Origin of the sequence: Limnohabitans sp. Hippo3 (assembly GCF_003063665.1) — a bacterium.
Taxonomy (GTDB): Bacteria; Pseudomonadota; Gammaproteobacteria; order Burkholderiales; family Burkholderiaceae_C; genus Limnohabitans_A.
Window position 1 is genome coordinate 731,212 of the sequence record NZ_NESF01000001.1, and the last position, 20,760, is coordinate 751,971.

Here is a 20,760-nt window from a genome sequence, read left to right on the forward strand (position 1 = left end):
CCTGTGACTGCTGATTTTTTAAGCACATCCGTCCAAGCCAGTCAGGATGCGCCCCGGCACAGTTGTTCATGGACTTATCCACACCTTTGGGCACGGGCTTTGGGGGCAACCTTGCCCGACCTGAGAGCAGGGCTAAAAGTTCTTGAACATACCCATCCTTTACAAAATCGATAATTGCTCTGCTATTCTCAAACCGATTCGCATCCCCGCTTTTTTCTCATTTCGATTTTCAGGAGTCACCATGGATTCATTCAGCATTTGGCATTGGCTCATCGTCATCGCCGTTGTCCTCGTTGTTCTGCTGGCGGGCAACCTCGTTGCCAACAAAAGCGGGGCCTTGGTCGTTAAAAAGTTCTTTAAAAGTTCTTTGCCAGCCCCAGCCCACGTGATGACGGTGTTTACGTCGAAATCATCGGCCGACAAAGTGGCCTGATCGCTTGGTTATTTGCGCTGCTCAAGATTGACCCCACGCTCGAGATGCGTGTTCGTCATGACAAGGTGGAATACATGGCTTCACGCAAGTTAGCCTTTTGTGCAGCCAATGACACGGCGCGGGGGTTGCCCTGAGGACTTGGCACATGGGGATACACTGACCCGCCGTTTTTGAGCCCGCCATGTCTGAAATCGACCGACTCTACCAATATAAGACCTTGCTCAGCTCACGCCGAGTCATGAGCCGAGAAGACATCCTCAACAAGCTCGAAATCTCGCTGGCCACCTTCAAGCGCGACATCGCCAAGTTGCGGGACCAGCTGCACACCCCCATCGTGTTCGACCGCGACCTGGGCGGCTACCGGCTCGAACAAACAGACAGCACCGAACTGCCGGGCATGTGGTTCAGCCAAGACGAAATGCTGGCCCTCATGACCATCCAAAGCATGATCGTGCAGCTCGAACCCGGCTTGCTCGGCCCCAAGCTCAAACCCTTTCAAAAACGGCTGGACGACATGCTGGCCAGCCAAGGGCTGGATGCCGCCACCCTGACACAGAGGGTCCGCGCCGTCCATGCGGGCAAACGTCGCCTGCCCCTGACCAGCTTTGAGACCCTGGCTAAAGCGACGCTGGAGCGCAAGCAGGTTCAGGTCGAGCACATCAATCGCCAAAACGGCGAAACCGTGCTGCGGGATATTTCGCCCCAACAATTGGTGCACTACCGGGACAACTGGTACGTGGACGCCTGGTGCCACCTGCGTGGTGGCTTGCGCAGCTTTTCTGTAGACGCGATAACCCGAGCCACCCTGCTCGACAAGCCCAGCAAAGACATTGACCTGATCGCCATGCGCCAACAGCTCGATGGCGGCTACGGTATTTTTGGTGGCACCCCAAAAGCCTGGGCACAAATGCGGTTTTCGAAAGCACGGGCCGCATGGGTTGAACACGAAATCTGGCACCCCGAGCAAAAAAGTGTGCGCTTGGCCGATGGACGTTACGAACTTGTGGTGCCCTATGCCGATGAAAGAGAGCTGCTTGGCGACATCCTGCGCTTTGGGGCCGATGTGGAAGTGCTTGCCCCAGCCCGCTTGCGCGAACAAGTGCAGGCTGAAATTCAAAAGATGGGGCAGTTATACGGGCGCTGACGCTGCCTGCGCGACGCTCAGACCTTGGGCCTCCAGGGCAGCCACATAGACATCACGCAAAAATTCACTGGCCACGCACACCCGAATGCACTGCAGGTGCGGCGCCAGCGCTGATGCGGCACAAAACACCTTGGCGGTGATCTGTGCCGCCAACTCAGGCGGGAAAGCGAACACGCCTGTGCCAATGGCGGGCAACGCCAAGGCTCGAATGTCATTCTGGTGGGCTGCTTTGAGTGCAGCTTCTATGGCCTGCTCCAAAATTTGGGGTGCATCATCGTGGTTGGTGTACGAAGCCGCTCGCACATGGATCACCCACAGATTGGGCAACTTGAACCCCGGCGTGACCAGGTAAGCACCAAAAGCCAAGGGTGCGAAAGGCTTGCAATACTCCTCCAGCTTGGGGCCTGCGGCGGTATGGATCGCCCCCGCCACGCCCGAGCCCAGCCGCAGATTGGCATTGGCACTGTTGACCACAGCCTCCATGTCGGGTTGTTTGACGATGTTGCCAACGATGACTTCGATCTTCATGTTTTTGCTCCTTTGAAGAAGCGAATAATGAGCCTTCAAAGGCTCAAGACATGAGCCTCGCCTAACGAAGACTCCTCGATAGCGGTGCAAGTAAATCAGCGCGTTGAACGTGCCCTTAGTCGTCCATGCTGTCGCGGCGCACATGGCCTGTAGCCCTATCGCGGGACAGCACATGGAACCGCACCTGATCACCCTTACCTTTGTCCATCAGCAGGTCGAACCACTTGAGCAGCACGTAATCGTGTGTCGCGAGAATGATTTGCTGGCCATTTCGTGATAGTTCGAGCAGCACCTCGACCAACTGCCTCATCAACTTCGGATTCAAGTTGGATTCAGGCTCATCCCACAGCAAAGGACCAGACAGCCATTCATTGACCTGGTTGCCAAAGTCCTCAATCGACAAGGTGAACTGTTTGCTGTATTTGTCCAGAATGCCTTTGGCATGATCAGCATCAGTGCCGCTGGCCTCGACATAGGCTTTGGCAATGTTGGCCGACTCCAGCATCGTTGACGCGGTGCCATGCATACAGGCGCAACTGTTCTGGGTGGGCACTGATGTCATGACCGTGGACGTACTGGGTGCACTGGCTGCGGGTTGCCAATTCATAACGAGGAACGTCCCGGTATTGCTCGGCCAATGCTTCTTGAGCTTTCTTGCTGGCCAAAGCCTCAGGCGTGGGCTTTTCTACAAAGCCGAAACCAGGGAAATAGTTTCTGTATGAGATGGCAGGCTGTGCACCCGCCATGCAAAACAGCTCATGGCAATGTGGGCAGACCACCAACGGCGGTGTCTGCGGCAACATGCGGGCTTTCATTTGACCGTCAGAGCGGTATTGCGCACCCAGCGTGTTACCTGAACTGAGGGTTCGGCGAGAAAACAAGCCATCGCAGGAGGTGCAACGGTACAGAAGAATGGGTCCGGGGAGCATGCTGAATCCTTTTTCGACAAATGGATCGTATGGGCATGAAAGCTCTCGCCCTGAGCCTTGAGCCCTGTGCATGAATACAGTGCCTCAATGGCATTGACCGCGAGGATTCAGAGACTTGGGTCTCTGGGTCATTTATGTCATTTTTGACAAAGTGCCCAGATTTGTGTTCTTCTAAAAAAGGAACAGCACTCATTGGACCCGAGATGAAAGAAACCGAAGTCAAACCCTCTTTGCGCATCAGCCACATCGTTCATGGGCGTGAATCTCGGGGCAACCGCGTGTATTACCTGGTCGACCCCAAGGGTCAGGGCACGTTGTCGGCGGTGCCAGAGACTGTGGTGCTCCGCCGATGGCGACAAAGGCGTTTTGATGGGTACAGGTTTTATGGCACCAGGCTGAGTGCGACCATCTGGCGTGCCGTGTCGAAGGCATTGGGCCAGAACGCCAAACAGTTGTGCAGCATGTCACTGGCTGAGCTGACCCAAGCCATTGCGCGTAAGCGACCTGCATTGCGACAGGCGTTCCTGGCATTACCTGCGCCCGAGGCCTTGCACACGCTGTTTGCTGTATGCGGCCCCAGTCGTCTGCAAGCGATTCTGAATAAGCATCTGTCAGCAGCACACGCTGGTTTATCGGGGGTGCCTGACTTGTTTGTCTACGCCATACATCTGACGACAGGCAAACCGGCCATCGCAAGATTTGTAGAAGTCAAAAAACCCGAGGAGCCGGTATCCCAAGTCCAGTTGGATGAAATTGCCTTTCTCAACGGCCTGGGCTTGCACGCCAGGGTGCTGCGCTTGAAGGAACGCGCTTCGACACTGAAATAAAGAACAGTGCCATGGGTCATGCACTGAGCCTAGATCCGGGCAACCTCCGTCCACTTTCACAAAGGTAGAACATGAGCAAAAAATCCGTAGACGAAATCATTTCGATGGCGAAGAACATCACCAACCAAGCTGCAAATGCTGGTGAAGCGGCAGCGGTATCGCCGGAACTGATGGATGCGATCCAGTCGGTGGCTGCACAGATCAAGCGTTCAGCGGGGGCTGACAGCGGGCTGGCCGCACTGGTGGATCAAGTGCAGGCGCTTGCCAAGGGCGCTGACAAAAAGTGAATGCCCCATGTCGCTGGAAATCCGAAACTGCCAATTTCGCTTTGAGTGTCCGAAAACTTGGGATTCGTTGACAAAGACATCGACATCGACGGTGCGGTTTTGCGACCAATGCCGACGCGACGTTCACTATTGCAAAACGCCAACCCAACTTCACGCGGCCATGGTGAAAAACCAGTGTGTAGCGGGCCCAGTGGGGTAGGACTTGCAGTCAAGCCTTGGTCATCAAAGACTCAAGTTCGGTCACCGCCTGACTGAACTCACCCAACAGTGGGCTAGACCAACCATCTGACAGGGACTGCAGGCACCCTTTGTAATACCAAATTTGCTTGTCTGCGGCTTTGTTGGCACTACCAGCCATCTCGTTTTTCCAGGCCGTAGCGCCCTTGGCGCGGATATCGCGCAAGGTGTTGCTGAGGTTGTGCAACTTGTCTGCCGTCACGACGAGTCTTGCGTTGTGTGGCTCTTCGCGCATGCGGTCGATGTAGGCTTGTTTGCGCGGCTGCCATTGCGGCTTGGGCGTTTCAAACGTGTCGGTACAGCATTCGACAATGTCGGCAACTTCATCACCAAACATGACACGGACCGTATCGAGCATTGGCCGCCCGCCACAATCCTCAGCCGCGTCGTGCAACAGCCCCGCAATGGCTTGATCTTCGTTACCGCCATATTCCAGAACAAGCGCACTGACGGCCATCAAGTGACTGATGTATGGAGCGCCTCTTCCGCCACGTGCCTGGGTCGCGTGGATTTGGTTGGCAAACTGTAAAGCCAGCGCAAAGCGTGGAGAGAGCAAAGGGGTTTCTGATTTCAACATGGTTGTCCTTTTGCCAGGAAACAAAAACAACCGACCGCGACCCTGGCGCTCGCGGCCGGTCGGGATATGTATGTGTTGAGGGTTGCGTGGTGAGTGCTTGCGAGAGTTCGCGTACCACGTATTTATTATGCCACTGGCCTGCACGACATCTTGTTCAATGGGCATAGTCCTCTATAAAAAATTAGCACTTTTATATTACCTGATTTCCATCCCTGACCATCCAAACCACCTATGCCAGCTAATACCCAACCTCTTCCGATCGTTACCTTGATTGTTCTGAGTCTGCTGATGCCTGCCGCTTTGGCCCAGCGCATGTACGACAGCAGCGGGCGTGCTTTGGGGCGGGTGGATGCCGAGCGGTTTTACAGCGCCTCGGGCCAGCAGATCGGGCGGGTCGATGGTGAGCGCGTTTACGACGGCTCAGGGCGGCAACTGGGGCGCATCGACGGGGACCGTGCCTACAACGCATCGGGCCGCCAGATCGGCCGCATCGATGGTGACCGGCTGTACAGCGCTTCGGGCTCGCAGATGGGCCGCATTGACGGCGAGCGCCTGTACGACGGCTCAGGCCGCCAGATCGGCCGCGCCGATGGCCTGCGGCGCATGCAAATGATCGTCTTCTTCTATTTCTTCATGTGAGGTGGAGGCTCCCGGCTATGCAGGACGGACAGGTTTAGCGTTGGCTGCCCGTCTGAATTTGGCACCCCGACCCCAAAACACTTATACTTTCACTTATACTTTGTCGCAATGGAGTTGAACCATGTCACAAATCACGCTGTACTTGGACGATGCCACCCAAGCCTTGGTTGATGAAGCAGCCAAAGCCAATGGGGTTTCCAAGAGCCGATGGGTGGCGGACATCATCCGCACTTATGCGGCGCACGATTGGCCGCAGGACTGCCTGGCGCTGGCGGGCCGTTTTGCAGACTTCCCCTTGCAGGAAGATGTTCCCCAAATCCAACCCGCCGATGTCCCGCGCCTGATTTTTTGATGCTCGGCCATGTTGATCCTCGACAGCAACACCATCAGCTATTACTTCAGAGGTGACCCGCAGGTGGTGCCTCGCATGCAAGCAGTAAGACCGGGCACGCTCGGCGTTCCGGCCATTGTGGCCTACGAGTTGCGCTACGGACTGATGCGCTTACCCAAAGAAGCAGCCGAACCTCGCCTGGCCGCGTTGGCACAATTTTTTCGCCCTTTGCAAATGCTGCCCTTTGATGATGAATGTGCCTTGCAGGCTGCCAAAATTCGCATCGCTTTGGAAGCGGCAGGCACACTCATCGGTCCACACGATACCTTGATAGCGGCCACTGCCATGCGCCATCAAGCGGCGCTCATCACGCGCAATGTGCGCGAGTTTTCTCGGGTACCGGGCCTGCAGTGCATCAACTGGCACGACCCGACTTAGCCCAACCATCCCACACGCTCCAGCGTCCAGAACACCCCCAGCACCACAACGGCCGCAGAGCCACCCACCACCACCACCCAGCGGTAGAGGCGTGTGTGGCGCAGCCACCAAGCCACAGGCAAAAACGCGCCCACGATGGCCAGTTGCCCCAGCTCCACGCCGATGTTGAAGCCGCCCAACGCGGCCAGCAGCGCACTGGCGGGCAGGCCCAGATCGAGCAAGACGCTGGCAAAGCCAAAGCCGTGTACCAGACCAAACACAAAGGCCAAGCGCCAGCGCTTGAGGGCGCTGAAACCCAGCAAATTGTTCAGCGCGGCCAGCACCACCGAAATGGCAATGGCTGGCTCCACCAGATCGGCGGGCGGCGTGAGCCAGCCCGTGATGGTCAAGCCCAACGTGATGGAGTGCGCCACCGTGAAGGCCGTGACGACCGCCAGCACGTCCAGCACCACGGGCCGAGCCTGCTTGGCCGCTTGCCAATCCACCACCTTTTGCCGAGAAGGCTGCAAGGGGGCCAGCACCAAGAGGCTGAGCAGGAAGACGATGTGGTCGATGCCGATCCAGATGTGCCACACGCCCTCGAGGATGTAGCGCCCAAACACTTTGAGCGGGCTGTTGTCTGCGCGGCCGATGCGGGCCTCTGGCCTTTCAGGGCTGAGCAAAGCACTGCTTTGGTGGTCCCCCAGATCCACCTTGAGCAAGCCGCGGTGCAGACTGTCTTGCGCAAAGATCAAGTCATAACGCAGCGCCAAACGGGCATCGGCCGCGTCTGCCGCAGAGGACAGCCCCGGGCAACTCATGACCCACAGGGCGCTCAGGTAGGTGCCATCGGCGTGCTCGCTGGCTTGCAGGTCTGCACGGCCCAAGGCGCACTGTTGTCCAGCCGCAGCCAGGGCAATGCCCTGCGCCAGCCAGTCGTTCAACTCGGGGCTTCGCGCCTGCGTCTCGCCCCAAGTGACTTGGCCATCGCGGTTGGCGTCGAGGTCAAAAATCAGGTCAAGGTCCCGCATGTGGACATCGGCCCTGAGTGTCAACGCGGTGCCAGACGTCCTAAGCGTGAGGTAGCTGTTGCTGCTGGAGTGTGCCTGGGCCACAGGGGTGCTGAGCAGGCTGAACACAGCCAAAGCAGCAGCCACCCACCAGCGCCGCGCCAAGCCTTTGCTTGGAGAAGTCATCATGGACGCCCCCCGGTCCAGCTCGGGTGAGACTGGAGCTGCGCCAGCATCGGCGTCAATTGCGGATCGGTATAACCGGTTTTTTCTGCCCACTTGACCACGGGCTCGGCAGCCCGGGCTTGGCCCAAAGCCAACGCAGCCTGCACAAACAAGAGCGCATCGGGCGGTTCTTTTTGCAACTGCCAGTTGTCGATGGACAAAGCCAGCCCCGCCTTCAGATCGCGCCCGTAGGCAATTTGGTAAATGAGTTTGGGTCGCTCGATCAAGGCCTCTTGCCGCAAGGCTTGCGACTGAAGCCGCGCTTCCAACTGGCTGGCCAAGCGGCCTTCGTCCGGGTCTTTCAATCCACGACTGGCCAACACCGCCTGCATCAAGAGCGCATCGGTCAGGGTCGCAGGGCTGTTTGGGGCATTGCTGCTGGTGGCGGCCATGGCGATGGTTTTGGCTTCGCGGTACTGGCCTTGCTGGTTGAGCAAGTCGGCCAAAGACAAGCGGATCAGGTGCGACTGCGGACTGGCTTTGAGACGCTGCCCCCAAACGGCCAAAGCTTTCGCAGGCTGTCCGGCCACGCGCTGCGCCTCGCCCAAATGGAAGCCCAACCAGTCTTGCGAGGCGGCATCTTGGTAGCTGGCGGAGCGAAGGGCCCGGCTCAACATGTCCACCGCTGGCAATGGCTGGCCTGTGCGGTAGAGCAACACCGCACGGTAGACCTGGGCTTCCTCTGCACCGAGCAAGCGGCTCATTTCCTCAATGTCTTTCTGGGCCGCCGACATGTCGGCCAAGAGCAGGTGCAAGGCAAAGCGCCAGGACCAAAATTCGGCGCGTGCAGGCTCCAGGGCGATGGCGCGGTTGATGTCTTGCAAGCCATCCTGAAAATCGTGAAAGCCTTGCTTGACCAAGCCCCGCAAAAAATAAGCCTCTGCAGGCAGGTCAGCCACTGTCCACCAGGGCTTCAAAGCCGCCTTGGCCGAGCCATACCAGCGCAAGTCACCTTCGGTCAGGCCCAGCGTGAAAACCGCTCTGGCATAGGCCAGTGCGGTGGGCAAGTTTTGAGGCTGGGCCCGCCAGGCTTGGTCCAAAGCCCGCAAAGAATCTGGACGACCCTTGGCGGCATGCACCGACGCGGACAAAACCACCGCAGATGCAGCGGGCTTGAAACGCTCTTGTGCGGCAACAGGTGACACGGCCAAGAAGCACCCCAAAAGCGCGGTCACAACTGCGCCTGAAATCGGTGGGAAAGCATCACAGCGGTGGCGATGGGTTTTGTCCATGGTTTTCATGTGCCTTTGATGCTTGATAGTATGGGTCTGTGCATTGGCTCACACCGATTCACCATTCTTGTCCTTTTTATCAACCTCTCTCCTCCAAGGTGTTTTTATGAAATTCGTGATGACCGCTCTCGTTTCCGCTTTCATGTTGGTGTCCATGCCCGCCTTCGCAGGTGCGCACGGCGGCGGCAAAATGGACGACAAAAAAGTCGACTGCTCCAAGAAAGAAAACGAAAAGAACCCTGCTTGCGTCAAGAAGTAAACTTTCTTGCTTTCAGGCCTGAACCCCTTTCGAGGGGTTTTTTTACGAGTTGATCACCATGCATTTCTACGAACCCCGCCTGGGCCACGGCCTCAAGCACGACCCGTTCAACGCCATCGTGGGCCCCCGCCCCATTGGCTGGGTGTCCAGCCGCAGCGCGAGCGGCGTGCTGAACCTGGCCCCGTACAGCTTTTTCAGCGCTTTCAACTACGTGCCGCCCGTCATCGGTTTTTCGAGCATTGGGCGCAAGGATTCGCTCAACAACATCGAGGCCACGGGTGAGTTTGTCTGGAACCTGGTCACCCGCGATCTGGCCGAGGTGATGAACCAGACCTGTGAGGCGGTGCCACCCGAGGTGAGCGAGTTTGATCTGGCGGGCCTGACGCCCGAGGCATCACGGGTGGTGGGTGTGCCACGTGTGGCGCAAAGCCCGGTGAGCTTTGAGTGCCGCTGCACACAAATCCTGCAACTGCAAGACCTGCAGGGCCAGAAGATCGACACCTGGATGGTGTTTGGCCAGGTGGTGGGCATCCACATCGACGAGCGCTTGCTCAAGGGCGGGGTGTATGACACGGCCCATGCCGGGCACATTTTGCGCGGCGGCGGCGCAGCGGATTACTTCACCATCGGGCCGGAACAGCTGTTCAAGATGTACCGCCCCGAAAGCGGTGCCCGCGACCTGCCCAAGTGAGGCCTTACGGCCCTGCCCCAGCGAAGGGGCAGCGCCTGCGGGTGTCACCTGAGGGGCAGGCCGAGCGCCAGTGGCTGCGTTAATCTGGGCAAAGGGCTTCCGTTTTGCCAGCAGGCGGCTGTGGGCCTTTCACCCCAAGTTCAGGACAAAGACATGACCGCACCACTCACAGGACAAGTTGCATGGATCACAGGCGGGGGCAGCGGCATCGGGCTGGCAGGCGCGATAGAGCTGGTCAAGGCCGGGGCCCATGTGGTGATTTCGGGCCGCAACGCCGCCACCAATGCCAGCGCTTTGGCGGCTCTGAAGGCTGTGGGCAGCGCCGAGGCCCTGCTGCTGGACGTGGCCGACAAGCACGCCGTCAAGGCGGCCGTGCAACAGATTCTGGACCAACATGGGCGCATCGACATTCTGGTGACCAGCGCGGGCACCAATGCCACACAACGCAACTTCGACGTGGTCACGCCCGAGGCTTGGGACGATGTGGTGGCCATCAACCTGTCGGGCCTGTTTTATTGCGTGCACGCGGTTCTGCCCGCCATGCGCCAGCAGCAAAGCGGTTTGATCATCAACGTGTCCTCATGGGCGGGGCTGTACGCATCCAAGCTGACTGGCCCGGCCTACAACGCCACCAAACGCGCCGTGCTGGCCTTGACCGAGTCCATCAACATGGAAGAGTGCACAAACGGCATCCGCGCTACCTCGCTCTTGCCCGGCGAGGTGGCCACACCCATCCTGAACAAGCGGCCTGTGCCGCCGTCTGCCGAGCAACGCGAGCGCATGGTACAGGGCGAGGACATGGGACAGGCCATCCTGTTTGTGGCGCAGATGCCCGCCCGCACCTGCATCAACGAGTTGATCATCTCCCCCACCTTCAACCGCTTTTACACAGGCGGGCTGGAGACACCACCCAAGCGCTGAGCCTCGCCCGATGAGTCAGCTTTTCAGCGACAGCGCCCGGCACCGCCGCATCGGCATTGCGCTGGTGACGGTCACCACCTTGATGTTTGCGGTGCTTGACGCATCGGCCAAGTGGCTGGTGCTCACCCTGCCCGTGATGCAGGTGGTGTGGATGCGCTTTTTGACACACGCACTGTTTTCCATCGCGGTGTTCGCGCCATCGCTCAAAGGCGATCTGCTGCGCTGGCGGCACCCGCGTTTGCAGTTGCTGCGCGGCTTGATGCTGGCGGCCATGACCGGCCTGAACTTCTGGGCCTTGCAGTATTTGCAGCTGGCCGAGACTGGGGCGATGCAGTTTTCCGTGCCGATTTTGATTGCGCTGCTGTCGGCCTGGTGGTTGGGCGAGCGGCTGGACGCCAAGCGTTGGCTGGCCATTGCGGTGGGCTTTGCGGGGGTGCTGGTCATCATCCGCCCCGGCAGCCAAGGCTTTCACCCAGCCATCTTGCTGTCGGCGCTCAATGCCATTTTGTATGCGCTCTTCAACATGATGACGCGGCATCTGGCCAACAGCGAAAACCCGGCCACCACACAAATGACCTCGGCGGTGGTGGCCACTTTGGCCCTGACGCCCGTGGCGCTGTGGCAATGGCACCAACCGGCCACGCTGCTGGAATGGTGCGTGATGGCACTGGCCGGTTTGTGCGGCGGCATTGGCCACCACTTTGTGGCTGTGGCGCACCGCTACGCCTCAGCGGCGGTGTTGGGACCATTTTTGTACCAGCAGATCGTTTACATGACGGTGCTGGGTTGGCTGGTGTTTGGCCAGGTGCCCGACCTGCCTGTGGTGCTGGGCGCTTTGGTGGTGGTGGCCAGCGGCCTGTATTTGCTGTGGCGCGAGTTTCAGGGCACCCACCACGACTGATGCACTGAACGCTTGTTTGAGTCAGATCGGTGACACCCAGACCGCCGACCCGCACACAAGATGTGAGCATGCCTGATGCATTTGGGTTGCCTTCAAAGGAGTCCTGCATGTCTTCTTCTCCTCGCTGGAAAAACCGCCCACCGGGCTCGAACTGGGGCGACTTCGGGCCTGACGACCAGTACGGTCGCATGAACCTGTTGACGACTGAAAAAGTCCTGCAAGGCATGCAAGAAGTGCGCACGGGACGGACCTTCAACCTGAGCTTGCCGCTGGATTTTCCGGGTGGCAACGTGCTCAACCCGCGGCGTCAGCCACCCGTGCTGCGCCCCACCTTGCGCGGCGACAAGCCCAATATGAACTACCAGCTCTGGTGTGACGATCCGGCCTGCACCGATGTGGTGTGCGACGACCTGGTCATCATGCACTTGCAGTACAGCACCCAGTGGGACAGCCTGGCGCATGTGGGCTCGATGTTCGATGCCAACGGCGACGGTGTGCCCGAGCCGGTTTATTACAACGGCTTTCGCGCGGGCAGCGATGTCGTGGGGCCCAGCAGTGGATCGGGGGCGGGTATTTTTGGTTTTCCCGAGATCGCCCGTGAATCGACATCAACGGCCAAGGCCTTGGGCATCGAGAAAATGTCCGAGCGCTGTGTGCAGGGCCGTGCGGTCATGATCGACCTGCATGCCCATCTGGGCCGCGAGCGGGTGCGGGTGGGCTACGACATGCTGCTGGACATCCTGCACCAGGACCGGGTGGTGGTGGAGCCCGGCGACATGGTGTGTCTGCACACGGGCTTTGCGCAGATGCTGCTGGAGATGAACAAACAGCCCGATCCGCATGCGGTGGAAAACTCTTGCGCGGTGCTGGAAGGACGCGACGAGCGGCTGCTGCAGTGGATCACCGATTCGGGCCTGGTGGCGCTGATCGCCGACAACTACGCGGTCGAAGGCTTGCCCGCCACACCCCGGCCCGGCAGCTGCGCGGCTTTGCCCTTGCACGAGCATTGCCTGTTCAAGCTGGGCGTGCATCTGGGCGAGATCTGGCACCTCACCCCCCTGGCCCACTGGCTGCGGGCGGCTGGCCGTTCGCGCTTTTTGCTCACGGCCCCACCGCTGCGCCTGCCGGGGGCCATTGGCTCACCCGTCACGCCCATCGCCACCGTGTGACACCCGCTGTGGATGGCCTGTAGCCCTTGGCCTCAATCGATTTGGGTTTGCGCCAGCGTGCCCGATTCCACCAAGCGACGGATGGCCCCAGCCACCTGCTCTTCGCGCCCCGCAAAGCCATGCTGGGTAAACGCCTGGCAGGCCTCGCCACGGAAACCCGATCCGCCCGACACCGACGCCAAGCCCACGCCCCATTTTTCAGCGATGGCCACGGCATCCCGGTGGTACGTCATTGGGCAAGGGTCCTGACGGTGGTGAAAGATGAATTGCGGGGTTTTGAACGGCCCAAACTCTAGCCCCTGATCTCTGGCCTTGCTGTAGGTGCCCGCGGTGTGGACGATACCGGCATAGAGGTTTTGCCCATGCTTGAGCAAGCCAGCGGTGGTGATCACCCCTCTGCTGGTGGACACGGCCCAGATGTGCACCAAGCTGGGGATTTTTCTTTGCACCTCTTGAACCAAGAGCGCAATGTCTTGCGCCCGCTCGGCTGTGGCCTGGTAGTTGTCGGGGCACTGGGTTTCAAAATCGGACCGACAGTCGAGCAACAAGGTGACGACCTGGGGAGACAGCAGGTGCTGACGGGCACGCACCAAAAAATTGCCGTTTTGCCGGGTGGTGATCTGCCCCGCCTCGTTCAGACGTGGCCGGGTGACCCCGGGGTGCCCCGACACCACCACCAGCAGTTTTTGAGGGGCCACAGCCGAATCCAGCTTGGACAACACGCCTTGCTGGGTGAACCCCTGCGGGGTCTTGACGGTGACGATCTCTTCGATGATGCGGGCGGGCGCACTCGGTGCATCAGTGGCTCTGGCGATGCCCATAACCCCATAAAACGCCAAGGCCAACACCCAAAGTTTGCCCACCATGACCAACCCCTTCCAATGTGGATATTCAGGAAATGTGCTCCATTGTGACTGGGCTGGCGACACGACGAATCCTGAATGTGACTGCCCAAATGGACAGAGCATGATGGAATAGCCCCTGCCCTTCAGCCCATCTAGAGACAGACCATGGTCCATTATTTTGACGAAGCCCGCGTGCAGCAACTGCTGAACGTGCCCGACCTGCTGCAAGGCGTGCGCGAGGCCTTGGTGGCCTTGACGCTGGGCCAGGTGGTGCAGCCGCTGCGCATGGTCATGCCGATTGGCGAGGCCTCCAATGATGGCCTGCTGTTTTTAAAACCTGCGCAACTGGGCGATGCCTTGAGCACCAAGCTCATCACGCTGGTGCCGGGCAATGCGCAAAAGGGCTTGCCCACGCTGCTGAGCACCATTGTCTTGATGGACCCGGCCACGGGCCAGACGCTGGCCGTGATGGAGGGCAACACCATCACCGCCATGCGCACGGCAGCTGCCTCTGCCGTGGCGGCCGATGCGCTGGTGCCACACACACCGCAGGTGGTGGCCATGCTGGGCAGCGGCGTGCTGGCCCGCAGCCACGCGCAAATGCTGCGGGCCGTGCGCGAGGTGTCCGAGATTCGGGTTTGGAGCCCCAACGCAGGCAACGCGCAGCAGTGCGCACACGACATTGGCGGCATGGCTTGCGCCAGCGCTGAAGAGGCGGTGCGCGGGGCCGACATCGTGTGCACCGTGACCAATGCCAGCGAACCCGTGCTGCAGGGCACCTGGCTCAAGCCCGGTGCCTTTGTGGCGGCTGTGGGCGCGCCCCGCCCCACCTGGCGCGAGCTGGACGATGCGGCCATGAACAATTGGGTGGTGGCCGATCAGCGCGAAGCGGCTGAAAAAGAATCGGGCGATGTGCTGCTTTCAGGCGCGCGGGTCGCGGCCGAAATTGGCGAAGTGTTGTGCGGGCGTGTGGCGCCACCGCCTGCGGGCACCACCATCGTTTTCAAATCGCTGGGCCAGGCGGTGGAAGACACGGTGGCGGCCCGTTTGGTTTACCGCGCGGCATTGGCCGAAGGCAATCGCCCATGAGCCGCACCGATGTGGTGATTGTGGGCAGCGGCGTGATGGGTGCGGCCACGGCCTATTGGCTGATCCGCCTGCAGCCTGGCTTGAAAGTGACGCTGATCGAATCGGACACGCGCTACGAAAAAGCCTCCTCTTCACTGTCGGCCAGCTCGATCCGCCAGCAGTTCACCTGCCCGGTCAATATCCGGCTGAGCCAATTCGGCATCGCTTTTTTGCGCGAGGCCGAGCAGCACCTGGGCCTGCCCGACCACCCGGTCGCACTGGGTTTGCAGGAACCCGGCTATTTGTACCTGGCCCAGCCTGAGCAAACAGCAGCCCTGCGCACCGCACACCAGATCCAAAAACAGGCCGGGGCCGATGTCGCCCTGTTGGGCCCCGAGGCCCTGCGCCAGCGCTACCCCTGGCTGAACGTGGACGATGTGGCGCTGGGCAGTCTGGGCCTGAGCGGAGAAGGTTGGTTTGACGGCCCTGCCCTGCACCAAGCCTTTTTGAAAAAAGCCATGGCGCAAGGCGTGCAGCGACTGCACGACCGGGTGGTGGACCTGGACCACACAGCGACGCAAATCACGGGCGTGCGTTTGGCCAGTGGCAGCACCTTGCCCTGCGGGCAGCTGGTGAATGCAGCAGGGCCTTGGGGCGGCGAAGTGGCAGCCATGGCCGGGGTGCAACTGCCCATCGAGGCGGCGCGGCGCACGGTGTTTGTGCTGTCTTGCCCCGAGCCACTGCCGCAATGCCCCTTGCTGATCGACCCGAGCGGCTGGTGGCTGCGACCCGAGGGCCGTTTTTTGATCAGCGGCGCAGAGCCTTTGCACACCGCACCCGACCTGCCGCTGGAGCCTGACTGGGCAGAATGGAACGACGAACAATGGGCCTCGCTCGCGCACCGCATCCCGGCGCTGGCGGCTTTGCGGGTGGAGCGGGCCTGGGCAGGCTATTACGAGATGAACACCTTCGATCACAACGCCGTGATCGGCCCGCACCCCGATCTGCGCAACCTGTATTTCATCAACGGTTTTTCAGGCCACGGCATGCAACATGCGGCAGGCGCTGGTTTGGCGCTGGCCGAGTGGATGCTGCAGGGCCAGGCCCAAACCATCGACTTACAAGAGTTAGGTTTTGAGCGCCTGGTGCAAAACCGACCGCTGCGCGAGTTGGCGGTGATCGGCTAAGGCTAAAGGTCTTCGCGCGCTTCGATCTGCAAGCGCTGCACCACCGAGCCCCGAGTGCCCGCCACAGCGCGCACGCGAAGGGATGGACCGGCTTCGAGCACCAAGCGGCAGTGGTAATCGAGCCCATCGGTCTGGCCCGGGCAATTGCTGGCAATGCGGCGGTGCCATTGCTGCTTGCCGTCGATCTCCAGCGTCAACGCGTGCCATGCCTCGGCAGGGTCTTCGGGCACACGCACCAGCAAGCTGACATCAATGTCAAATGTGCGTGGCCGCTTCAATGCGCCGGGAATGTTCAGCACGGCCACCGCATCGGCCGTCTCGGTGCGCCACAACTCGGGTTTTGCCTGTGCGGCCATGTCGCTCAGGCTTTGAGCAAGGTGCTGAGTTCGCCACTGTCGATCAGGCGGCGCAGGTCATCGGCACCACCGACCAGCGTGCCGCGCACAAAGACCATCGGGAACGTGGGCCAGCCGGTCCACATCTTCAGCGCATTGCGTAAACGCCATTGCGAAAAATAGCTGCCGAACTCGATGTACTCGTGCGCCACGCCCGCTGCGGCCAGCGCCTTGCGGGCTTTGCCCACAAACGGGTTGCCCGACAAGCCTACCACCACCACAGCGTGCTGGGCGATGGCGGTTTGCACCTGCTGGATCACGGGCAAGTGGTGTTCGGCAATGCGTTGGCGGATGGCCGGGTGGATGGCTGATTCATCCAGAAGCGGTCTGGTCATGGAAATCCTTGGAAGCCTAAAAATGAGACGCCGAGTGGTCAGACCTTGAGGGCGTTGGCCCCGTCGTGCATGAGTTGTGCGATGTTGGCCGAGCCGAGCAATTGCATCGGGCTGCTGCTGGCCAGATCGATCGCAGCCTGGCTGAAGACGCCCAAGCTCATGCAGGTGCACGAAAAGGCATCACGGCTTTCACGGACAGCCAGCAACTCCCGCAAATGCTCTGCGCCCACGGTGGCCGCTTTCCAGCGCTTGGCACTGACCAAGGTAATGCGGCCATTTTTTTCGATCTGAAAATCGGCCGGGCCATCGTTCAGGCGACTGACCACAAAACCCTGCTGCCTGAGCGCTTCTTCGATCAACACCGAAAAATCACGCCAACCCATGCCCCGTGCCTGCTCCACCAGTTCCTGAATGCGGCTGGCCGAGATGGCATTTCTTTGTCGCCAGGCGGCCATGACGCCAATGACAAAAAACGGGAACGCCCCCAACATGCCCGCTGTTTTGTAGGCCTCAGGCAGCAAAGCCCCAGCCACTAGGGCCACGCCAAACATCACCAAAAAGCTCACCCACCACGGGGCGCGTAGCAAAGTCGCAAAGAGCGACTTTTCGGACATTTTGAATTTCATGGGCAATCAAAGAAGGTCAACGGGCTAAAGGTCAGACCGCAACAAAAAATGGCGGGCCTGAAACCAAGGCCCGCCAGTGTAGTGGCTCCAACGTCCAAATCCCACAAAGCGCTGAAAAGCCCCTTGCGTTTCACGTCATGCAGGGTTTAGGCCCTTAAGAGACCGGCTCGTCGTCCATTGGTGAATCAGCACTGGCAGCATCAACAAAAGACCCAACAAACTGATTTTCAGGCCAGGGGCAATCAGGCACAGCGCACCCACCGTGCACAGCACACGCTCCCAGCGCTTCATCTCGGCCATCAGGTAACCGCTGAGCGCCGCAGCCAGCGCCACAATACCGAACACACAACCGATGAAGGTGACTGCAAAATCAGCCCAAGTGAAGCCCTTGGCAACCAGCAGCAGCGATGGCGAAAACACGAACACAAAAGGCACCAGCGCCTTGGCCAACCCCAGACGGAAAGCCATATTGCCGGTCTTGAATGGATCACTGCCCGCCATGCCCGCCGCCGCATAAGCGGCCAGCGCCACCGGCGGCGTGATGTCGGCCAGCACCCCGTAATAAAACACGAAGAAATGCGCCACCAAAGGCTCCACCCCCAGTTGCACCAAGGTGGGTGCGGCCACCGTGACCATGATGATGTAGTTGGCCGTGGTCGGGATACCGCAGCCCATCAAGATGCAGACAATCCCTGTCATGAACAGCGCGGCCAGCAGCGTCAGGGACTTGCTGTCGGCCATGAAGGCAGGCAACCAATTCATCATAAAGGCGGCGATGATTTGCGCCCATCCGGTGATGATGAAACTGATCTTGAAACCCACGCCCGTGAGCGTGACCACGCCAATCACAATGCCCACGGTGGCCGCCGCAGCGCCCACGGCCAGCGCATATTTGGCACCCGTCTCGAACGCTTCAAGCAGCACTGCGTTGTCGATGCGGCCGATCACGCCCATCCACTTTTGTCCCGCCCAGATCAGGGCCACGCCCAACGCCAGAAGACCCAGCTTGATGGTCTCACCATCGCCGCCCCAGTCGAAAAAAGCGATCAAGGCTAACAGCACATGCAGCGCAATCAGCAGACCCCAATTGACGCCCCGGTTGCCCCGCACCGAAGTGCACAGGCCCACAATCATGCAAGAGGTGATGCCGGTGAAGGCGGCCAAATAGGGCGTGCGGCCGGACACCAAAATGGCGATCAACAAGACCAATGGGATCAAGGTAGGCCAACGCTGCTGAAAGGACTCGCGTAACTTAGGCATCTCTTCGTCGGTCAGGCCACGCAAGCCATAGCGTTTGGCCTCGAAATGCACCTGCATGAACACCCCAAAAAAATGCATGAAGGCCGGCACAACGGCCGCGGCGATGATGGTCTGATAAGACACGTTCAAAAACTCGACCATCAAAAACGCCGCAGCACCCAGCACGGGCGGTGTGATCTGCCCGCCTGTCGACGATGCGGCTTCAACCGCGCCCGCGAACTCACGGCGGTAGCCCACCCGGATCATGGCCGGGATGGTGAGCGAGCCCACCGTGACCGCATTGGCCACCGAGGAACCACTGAGTGTGCCGAACATAGCCGAACCAAACACACTGACCTTGGCTGGACCGCCCGCATAGCGTCCCGCAACCGTCGAAGCAATATCCAGAAACAATTGCCCCAAACCAATCCGCGTGGCCAACACGCCAAACAACACGAAGTGAAAAACATAAGTGGCCACCACACCCACCGCCACGCCATAAATACCCTGGCTGGTCAGGTACTGGTGGTTGATCATCTGGCTCCAGCTGGCACCTGCGTGCTTGAGCAACCCCGGAAAATAAGGCCCAGCCAACGCATAGACCGTGAAGCCGATCGCAATCAAGGGCAAAGGCCAGCCCATGGAGCGGCGGGTGGCTTCGAGCAAGGTGATGAACAGGATGGAGCCCATCACCACATCCATCGTGTCCGGGTTGCCCACACGAAAGGCCAGGTCATCGAAGACGTAGGGGATGTACATGACGCTGGCCGCACAGGCCAGGCCCAACAGCCAATCCACCAGCGGTACACCACCGATGCTGAAACGACTTTTGGACACGGTGGTGTCTGCGTCCGACCGGGTCGCTGCAAACACCAGAAAAATCAGGCCCAGCACAAAGGCCAAGTGCACACCCCGGTGGGTGGTCTCACGCAACAGGCCAAAGCCCGCTGTGTAGTAATGAAAGCCCGACAGGATGATGAGCAGCCATTTCACGATCACCGACGCTGGGGGCAACGTGGGCCGAAAACGCATTTCGGGGTCGAACTTTTCTTCGAGTTCCTGCAGATCGCGCATGTCGCGCTCGCGGGCTTCGGTCATACCTGTCCTTCAAAACACAGGGCGCACATGCGCCCTGTTTCACATTTCAGGGTGCATTGCACCCTTGCCCCCAACAGCACGTCACACAGTAACGCGCCGTTTTGACCAAATCACTTCAGGACACCGGCTTCCTTGTAGAACTTCTCGGCACCGGGGTGGAAAGGAATACCCACACCCTTGACGGCGTTTTCCTTAGTGATGAATTTGCCTTTGGCATGTCCGGCCGCCAACGCGTCCTGGGCGGCTTTGCTGTAAAGCGCCTTGGTGATCTGGTAGACGGTTTCGGTGTCGGCCTTGGCGCTGGTCACCCACTGGGCACCCATCGCCATCGTCTGCACAGCTGGCACATCCTTGTAGGTTCCTGCAGGAATGGTATCGACTGCCAGGTAAGGGTTGCTCTTGCGCAAGGCTTCGGCCTGGGGACCAGCCAAAGGCACCAGCTCGATGCCGGCACCGCTGGAGGCCAGCTCGGCAATCGCACCAGCAGGTGCCCCACCCACAAAGAAGAAGGCGTCGAGTGCGCCGTCTTTCAGTTTGTCACCGGCCTGGTTGGGCTTGATGTATTCAGGTTTGATGTCGCTTTCTTTCACGCCATAAGCCGCCAGCACCGTGCGAGCATTGACCAAGGTGCCCGAACCCGGCTCGTCCAGCGCCACACGCTTGCCCTTGAGGTCGGCCACCGACTTGATGCCAGAGCCTTTTTTGACCACCAGATGGATGCTCTCGGGGTACAAGTTGGCGATCATGCGCAAGTCGGCCACCTTGGGTTTGCCCTCGTAGACGCCAGTGCCGGTGTAGGCCCAGGTGGCCACGTCGGACTGCGAAAAACCGGACTCCATGGCACCACCGGCGACGGCATTGACGTTGGCCACCGAACCATTGCTGGCCTGAGCTGTGGCCACGATTTTGCCGGGCTGGCTCACCGCGTTGGCGATCATTCCGCCCACGGGGTAATAAGTGCCTGCGGTACCCCCGGTACCGATGCGGAAAAATTGCTGTGCTTGCACGGGTGCTGTCATGGCAGCAGCCAAACCCAAGACCCAAAACAGATTGCGACGCTTCATGTGATTCCTCGTGGAAGGGTTAAAAAAACCAGACCTACTGTGTAGCACAACTTGTGCCTGATTTGCCCCTGAATCGGGTCAGGCTCAGGGTAGACTCTGATATCGATGCCCCTAATGACACGGGTCTAGCGCCTGGATAAATGTGG

General features: G+C 59.8%; 25 protein-coding genes. 14 read left to right on the plus strand and 11 right to left on the minus strand.

Going from position 1 to position 20,760, the window contains the following annotated elements:
- Positions 1-241: 241 nt before the first annotated feature.
- Positions 242-433 carry a hypothetical protein gene (locus tag B9Z34_RS03355; RefSeq protein WP_108426655.1) on the plus strand — a complete coding sequence of 64 codons (192 nt, stop codon included), beginning with the start codon at positions 242-244 and terminating at the stop codon, positions 431-433.
- A gap of 181 nt (positions 434-614) precedes the next feature.
- Positions 615-1,577: a YafY family protein gene (locus B9Z34_RS03360; protein WP_108426656.1), complete on the plus strand. Its 963-nt coding sequence runs from the start codon at positions 615-617 to the stop codon at positions 1,575-1,577.
- Here B9Z34_RS03360 and B9Z34_RS03365 read toward each other — a convergent pair.
- Entirely contained in the window at positions 1,563-2,105 is a 543-nt protein-coding gene (locus tag B9Z34_RS03365; protein ID WP_158268695.1) for a macro domain-containing protein, read from the minus strand. The two genes, B9Z34_RS03360 and B9Z34_RS03365, sit on opposite strands and share 15 nt — an antisense overlap.
- Positions 2,106-2,220: 115 nt before the next feature.
- Positions 2,221-2,667, minus strand: a complete 447-nt coding sequence (locus tag B9Z34_RS14685; protein ID WP_233249386.1) for an ATP/GTP-binding protein — start codon at positions 2,665-2,667, stop codon at positions 2,221-2,223.
- A gap of 570 nt (positions 2,668-3,237) precedes the next feature.
- Between B9Z34_RS14685 and B9Z34_RS03380 the strand changes: the two genes are divergently transcribed.
- Positions 3,238-3,861 (plus strand): VRR-NUC domain-containing protein, encoded by a 624-nt coding sequence (locus B9Z34_RS03380; protein WP_158268696.1) that lies wholly within the window; start codon positions 3,238-3,240, stop codon positions 3,859-3,861.
- A 71-nt stretch (positions 3,862-3,932) separates the two neighbouring features.
- On the plus strand, positions 3,933-4,148 hold the full coding sequence (locus B9Z34_RS03385) for a hypothetical protein (protein WP_108426660.1): 216 nt from the start codon (positions 3,933-3,935) through the stop codon (positions 4,146-4,148).
- Positions 4,149-4,356: 208 nt separating this feature from the next.
- On the opposite strand, the gene B9Z34_RS03390 is transcribed toward B9Z34_RS03385, so the two are convergent.
- Positions 4,357-4,962, minus strand: a complete 606-nt coding sequence (locus B9Z34_RS03390) for an HD domain-containing protein (RefSeq protein ID WP_158268697.1) — start codon at positions 4,960-4,962, stop codon at positions 4,357-4,359.
- 288 nt (positions 4,963-5,250) lie between these two features.
- On the opposite strand from B9Z34_RS03390, the gene B9Z34_RS03395 reads away from it, so the two are divergent.
- The 3 genes from B9Z34_RS03395 (at position 5,251) to B9Z34_RS03405 (ending at position 6,370) form a co-directional block, all read left to right on the plus strand.
- Positions 5,251-5,601, plus strand: a complete 351-nt coding sequence (locus B9Z34_RS03395; RefSeq protein ID WP_199220050.1) for a 5-fold beta-flower protein — start codon at positions 5,251-5,253, stop codon at positions 5,599-5,601.
- A 121-nt stretch (positions 5,602-5,722) separates the two neighbouring features.
- Positions 5,723-5,953 carry a CopG family transcriptional regulator gene (locus B9Z34_RS03400; protein ID WP_108426663.1) on the plus strand — a complete coding sequence of 77 codons (231 nt, stop codon included), beginning with the start codon at positions 5,723-5,725 and terminating at the stop codon, positions 5,951-5,953.
- Between the two features lie 9 nt (positions 5,954-5,962).
- Positions 5,963-6,370 carry a type II toxin-antitoxin system VapC family toxin gene (locus B9Z34_RS03405; RefSeq protein WP_108426664.1) on the plus strand — a complete coding sequence of 136 codons (408 nt, stop codon included), beginning with the start codon at positions 5,963-5,965 and terminating at the stop codon, positions 6,368-6,370.
- Here B9Z34_RS03405 and B9Z34_RS03410 read toward each other — a convergent pair.
- Both B9Z34_RS03410 and B9Z34_RS03415 read right to left on the minus strand, forming a co-directional pair.
- The gene (locus B9Z34_RS03410; RefSeq protein WP_108426665.1) at positions 6,367-7,548 is read right to left on the minus strand and encodes a HupE/UreJ family protein; all 1,182 of its coding nucleotides are present in this window, start codon (positions 7,546-7,548) and stop codon (positions 6,367-6,369) included. The genes B9Z34_RS03405 and B9Z34_RS03410 overlap by 4 nt on opposite strands.
- Positions 7,545-8,816, minus strand: a complete 1,272-nt coding sequence (locus tag B9Z34_RS03415) for a hypothetical protein (protein ID WP_146179615.1) — start codon at positions 8,814-8,816, stop codon at positions 7,545-7,547. The genes B9Z34_RS03410 and B9Z34_RS03415 overlap by 4 nt, the downstream gene beginning before the upstream one ends.
- A gap of 118 nt (positions 8,817-8,934) precedes the next feature.
- Between B9Z34_RS03415 and B9Z34_RS14550 the strand changes: the two genes are divergently transcribed.
- The 5 genes from B9Z34_RS14550 (at position 8,935) to B9Z34_RS03435 (ending at position 12,757) form a co-directional block, all read left to right on the plus strand.
- The gene (locus B9Z34_RS14550) at positions 8,935-9,075 is read left to right on the plus strand and encodes a hypothetical protein (RefSeq protein ID WP_158268698.1); all 141 of its coding nucleotides are present in this window, start codon (positions 8,935-8,937) and stop codon (positions 9,073-9,075) included.
- A gap of 58 nt (positions 9,076-9,133) precedes the next feature.
- Complete coding sequence (locus B9Z34_RS03420; protein ID WP_108426883.1) at positions 9,134-9,766, plus strand: flavin reductase family protein; 633 nt, start codon at positions 9,134-9,136, stop codon at positions 9,764-9,766.
- Between the two features lie 153 nt (positions 9,767-9,919).
- On the plus strand, positions 9,920-10,687 hold the full coding sequence (locus tag B9Z34_RS03425; protein WP_108426667.1) for an SDR family oxidoreductase: 768 nt from the start codon (positions 9,920-9,922) through the stop codon (positions 10,685-10,687).
- 10 nt (positions 10,688-10,697) lie between these two features.
- Positions 10,698-11,588 carry a DMT family transporter gene (locus B9Z34_RS03430; protein ID WP_108426668.1) on the plus strand — a complete coding sequence of 297 codons (891 nt, stop codon included), beginning with the start codon at positions 10,698-10,700 and terminating at the stop codon, positions 11,586-11,588.
- Between the two features lie 107 nt (positions 11,589-11,695).
- Positions 11,696-12,757 (plus strand): cyclase family protein, encoded by a 1,062-nt coding sequence (locus B9Z34_RS03435; protein WP_108426669.1) that lies wholly within the window; start codon positions 11,696-11,698, stop codon positions 12,755-12,757.
- Between the two features lie 32 nt (positions 12,758-12,789).
- On the opposite strand, the gene B9Z34_RS03440 is transcribed toward B9Z34_RS03435, so the two are convergent.
- Positions 12,790-13,623: a hypothetical protein gene (locus B9Z34_RS03440; protein ID WP_108426670.1), complete on the minus strand. Its 834-nt coding sequence runs from the start codon at positions 13,621-13,623 to the stop codon at positions 12,790-12,792.
- A gap of 144 nt (positions 13,624-13,767) precedes the next feature.
- Between B9Z34_RS03440 and B9Z34_RS03445 the strand changes: the two genes are divergently transcribed.
- Positions 13,768-14,691, plus strand: a complete 924-nt coding sequence (locus tag B9Z34_RS03445) for an ornithine cyclodeaminase family protein (RefSeq protein WP_108426671.1) — start codon at positions 13,768-13,770, stop codon at positions 14,689-14,691.
- On the plus strand, positions 14,688-15,857 hold the full coding sequence (locus tag B9Z34_RS03450; protein WP_108426672.1) for an FAD-binding oxidoreductase: 1,170 nt from the start codon (positions 14,688-14,690) through the stop codon (positions 15,855-15,857). The genes B9Z34_RS03445 and B9Z34_RS03450 overlap by 4 nt, the downstream gene beginning before the upstream one ends.
- Positions 15,858-15,859: 2 nt before the next feature.
- On the opposite strand, the gene B9Z34_RS03455 is transcribed toward B9Z34_RS03450, so the two are convergent.
- From B9Z34_RS03455 to B9Z34_RS03475, 5 genes are all read right to left on the minus strand, one after another.
- Entirely contained in the window at positions 15,860-16,213 is a 354-nt protein-coding gene (locus B9Z34_RS03455) for a hypothetical protein (protein ID WP_108426673.1), read from the minus strand.
- Between the two features lie 5 nt (positions 16,214-16,218).
- Positions 16,219-16,587, minus strand: coding sequence for a glutaredoxin domain-containing protein (locus tag B9Z34_RS03460; RefSeq protein ID WP_108426674.1), 369 nt, complete (start codon positions 16,585-16,587; stop codon positions 16,219-16,221).
- Positions 16,588-16,625: 38 nt separating this feature from the next.
- A complete protein-coding gene (locus B9Z34_RS03465) occupies positions 16,626-17,213 on the minus strand; it encodes a restriction endonuclease (protein ID WP_108426675.1) in 588 nt (195 codons plus the stop codon).
- A 135-nt stretch (positions 17,214-17,348) separates the two neighbouring features.
- The gene (locus B9Z34_RS03470; protein WP_233249387.1) at positions 17,349-19,550 is read right to left on the minus strand and encodes a TRAP transporter permease; all 2,202 of its coding nucleotides are present in this window, start codon (positions 19,548-19,550) and stop codon (positions 17,349-17,351) included.
- A gap of 110 nt (positions 19,551-19,660) precedes the next feature.
- A complete protein-coding gene (locus tag B9Z34_RS03475; protein WP_108426676.1) occupies positions 19,661-20,614 on the minus strand; it encodes a TAXI family TRAP transporter solute-binding subunit in 954 nt (317 codons plus the stop codon).
- Positions 20,615-20,760: the final 146 nt, after the last annotated feature.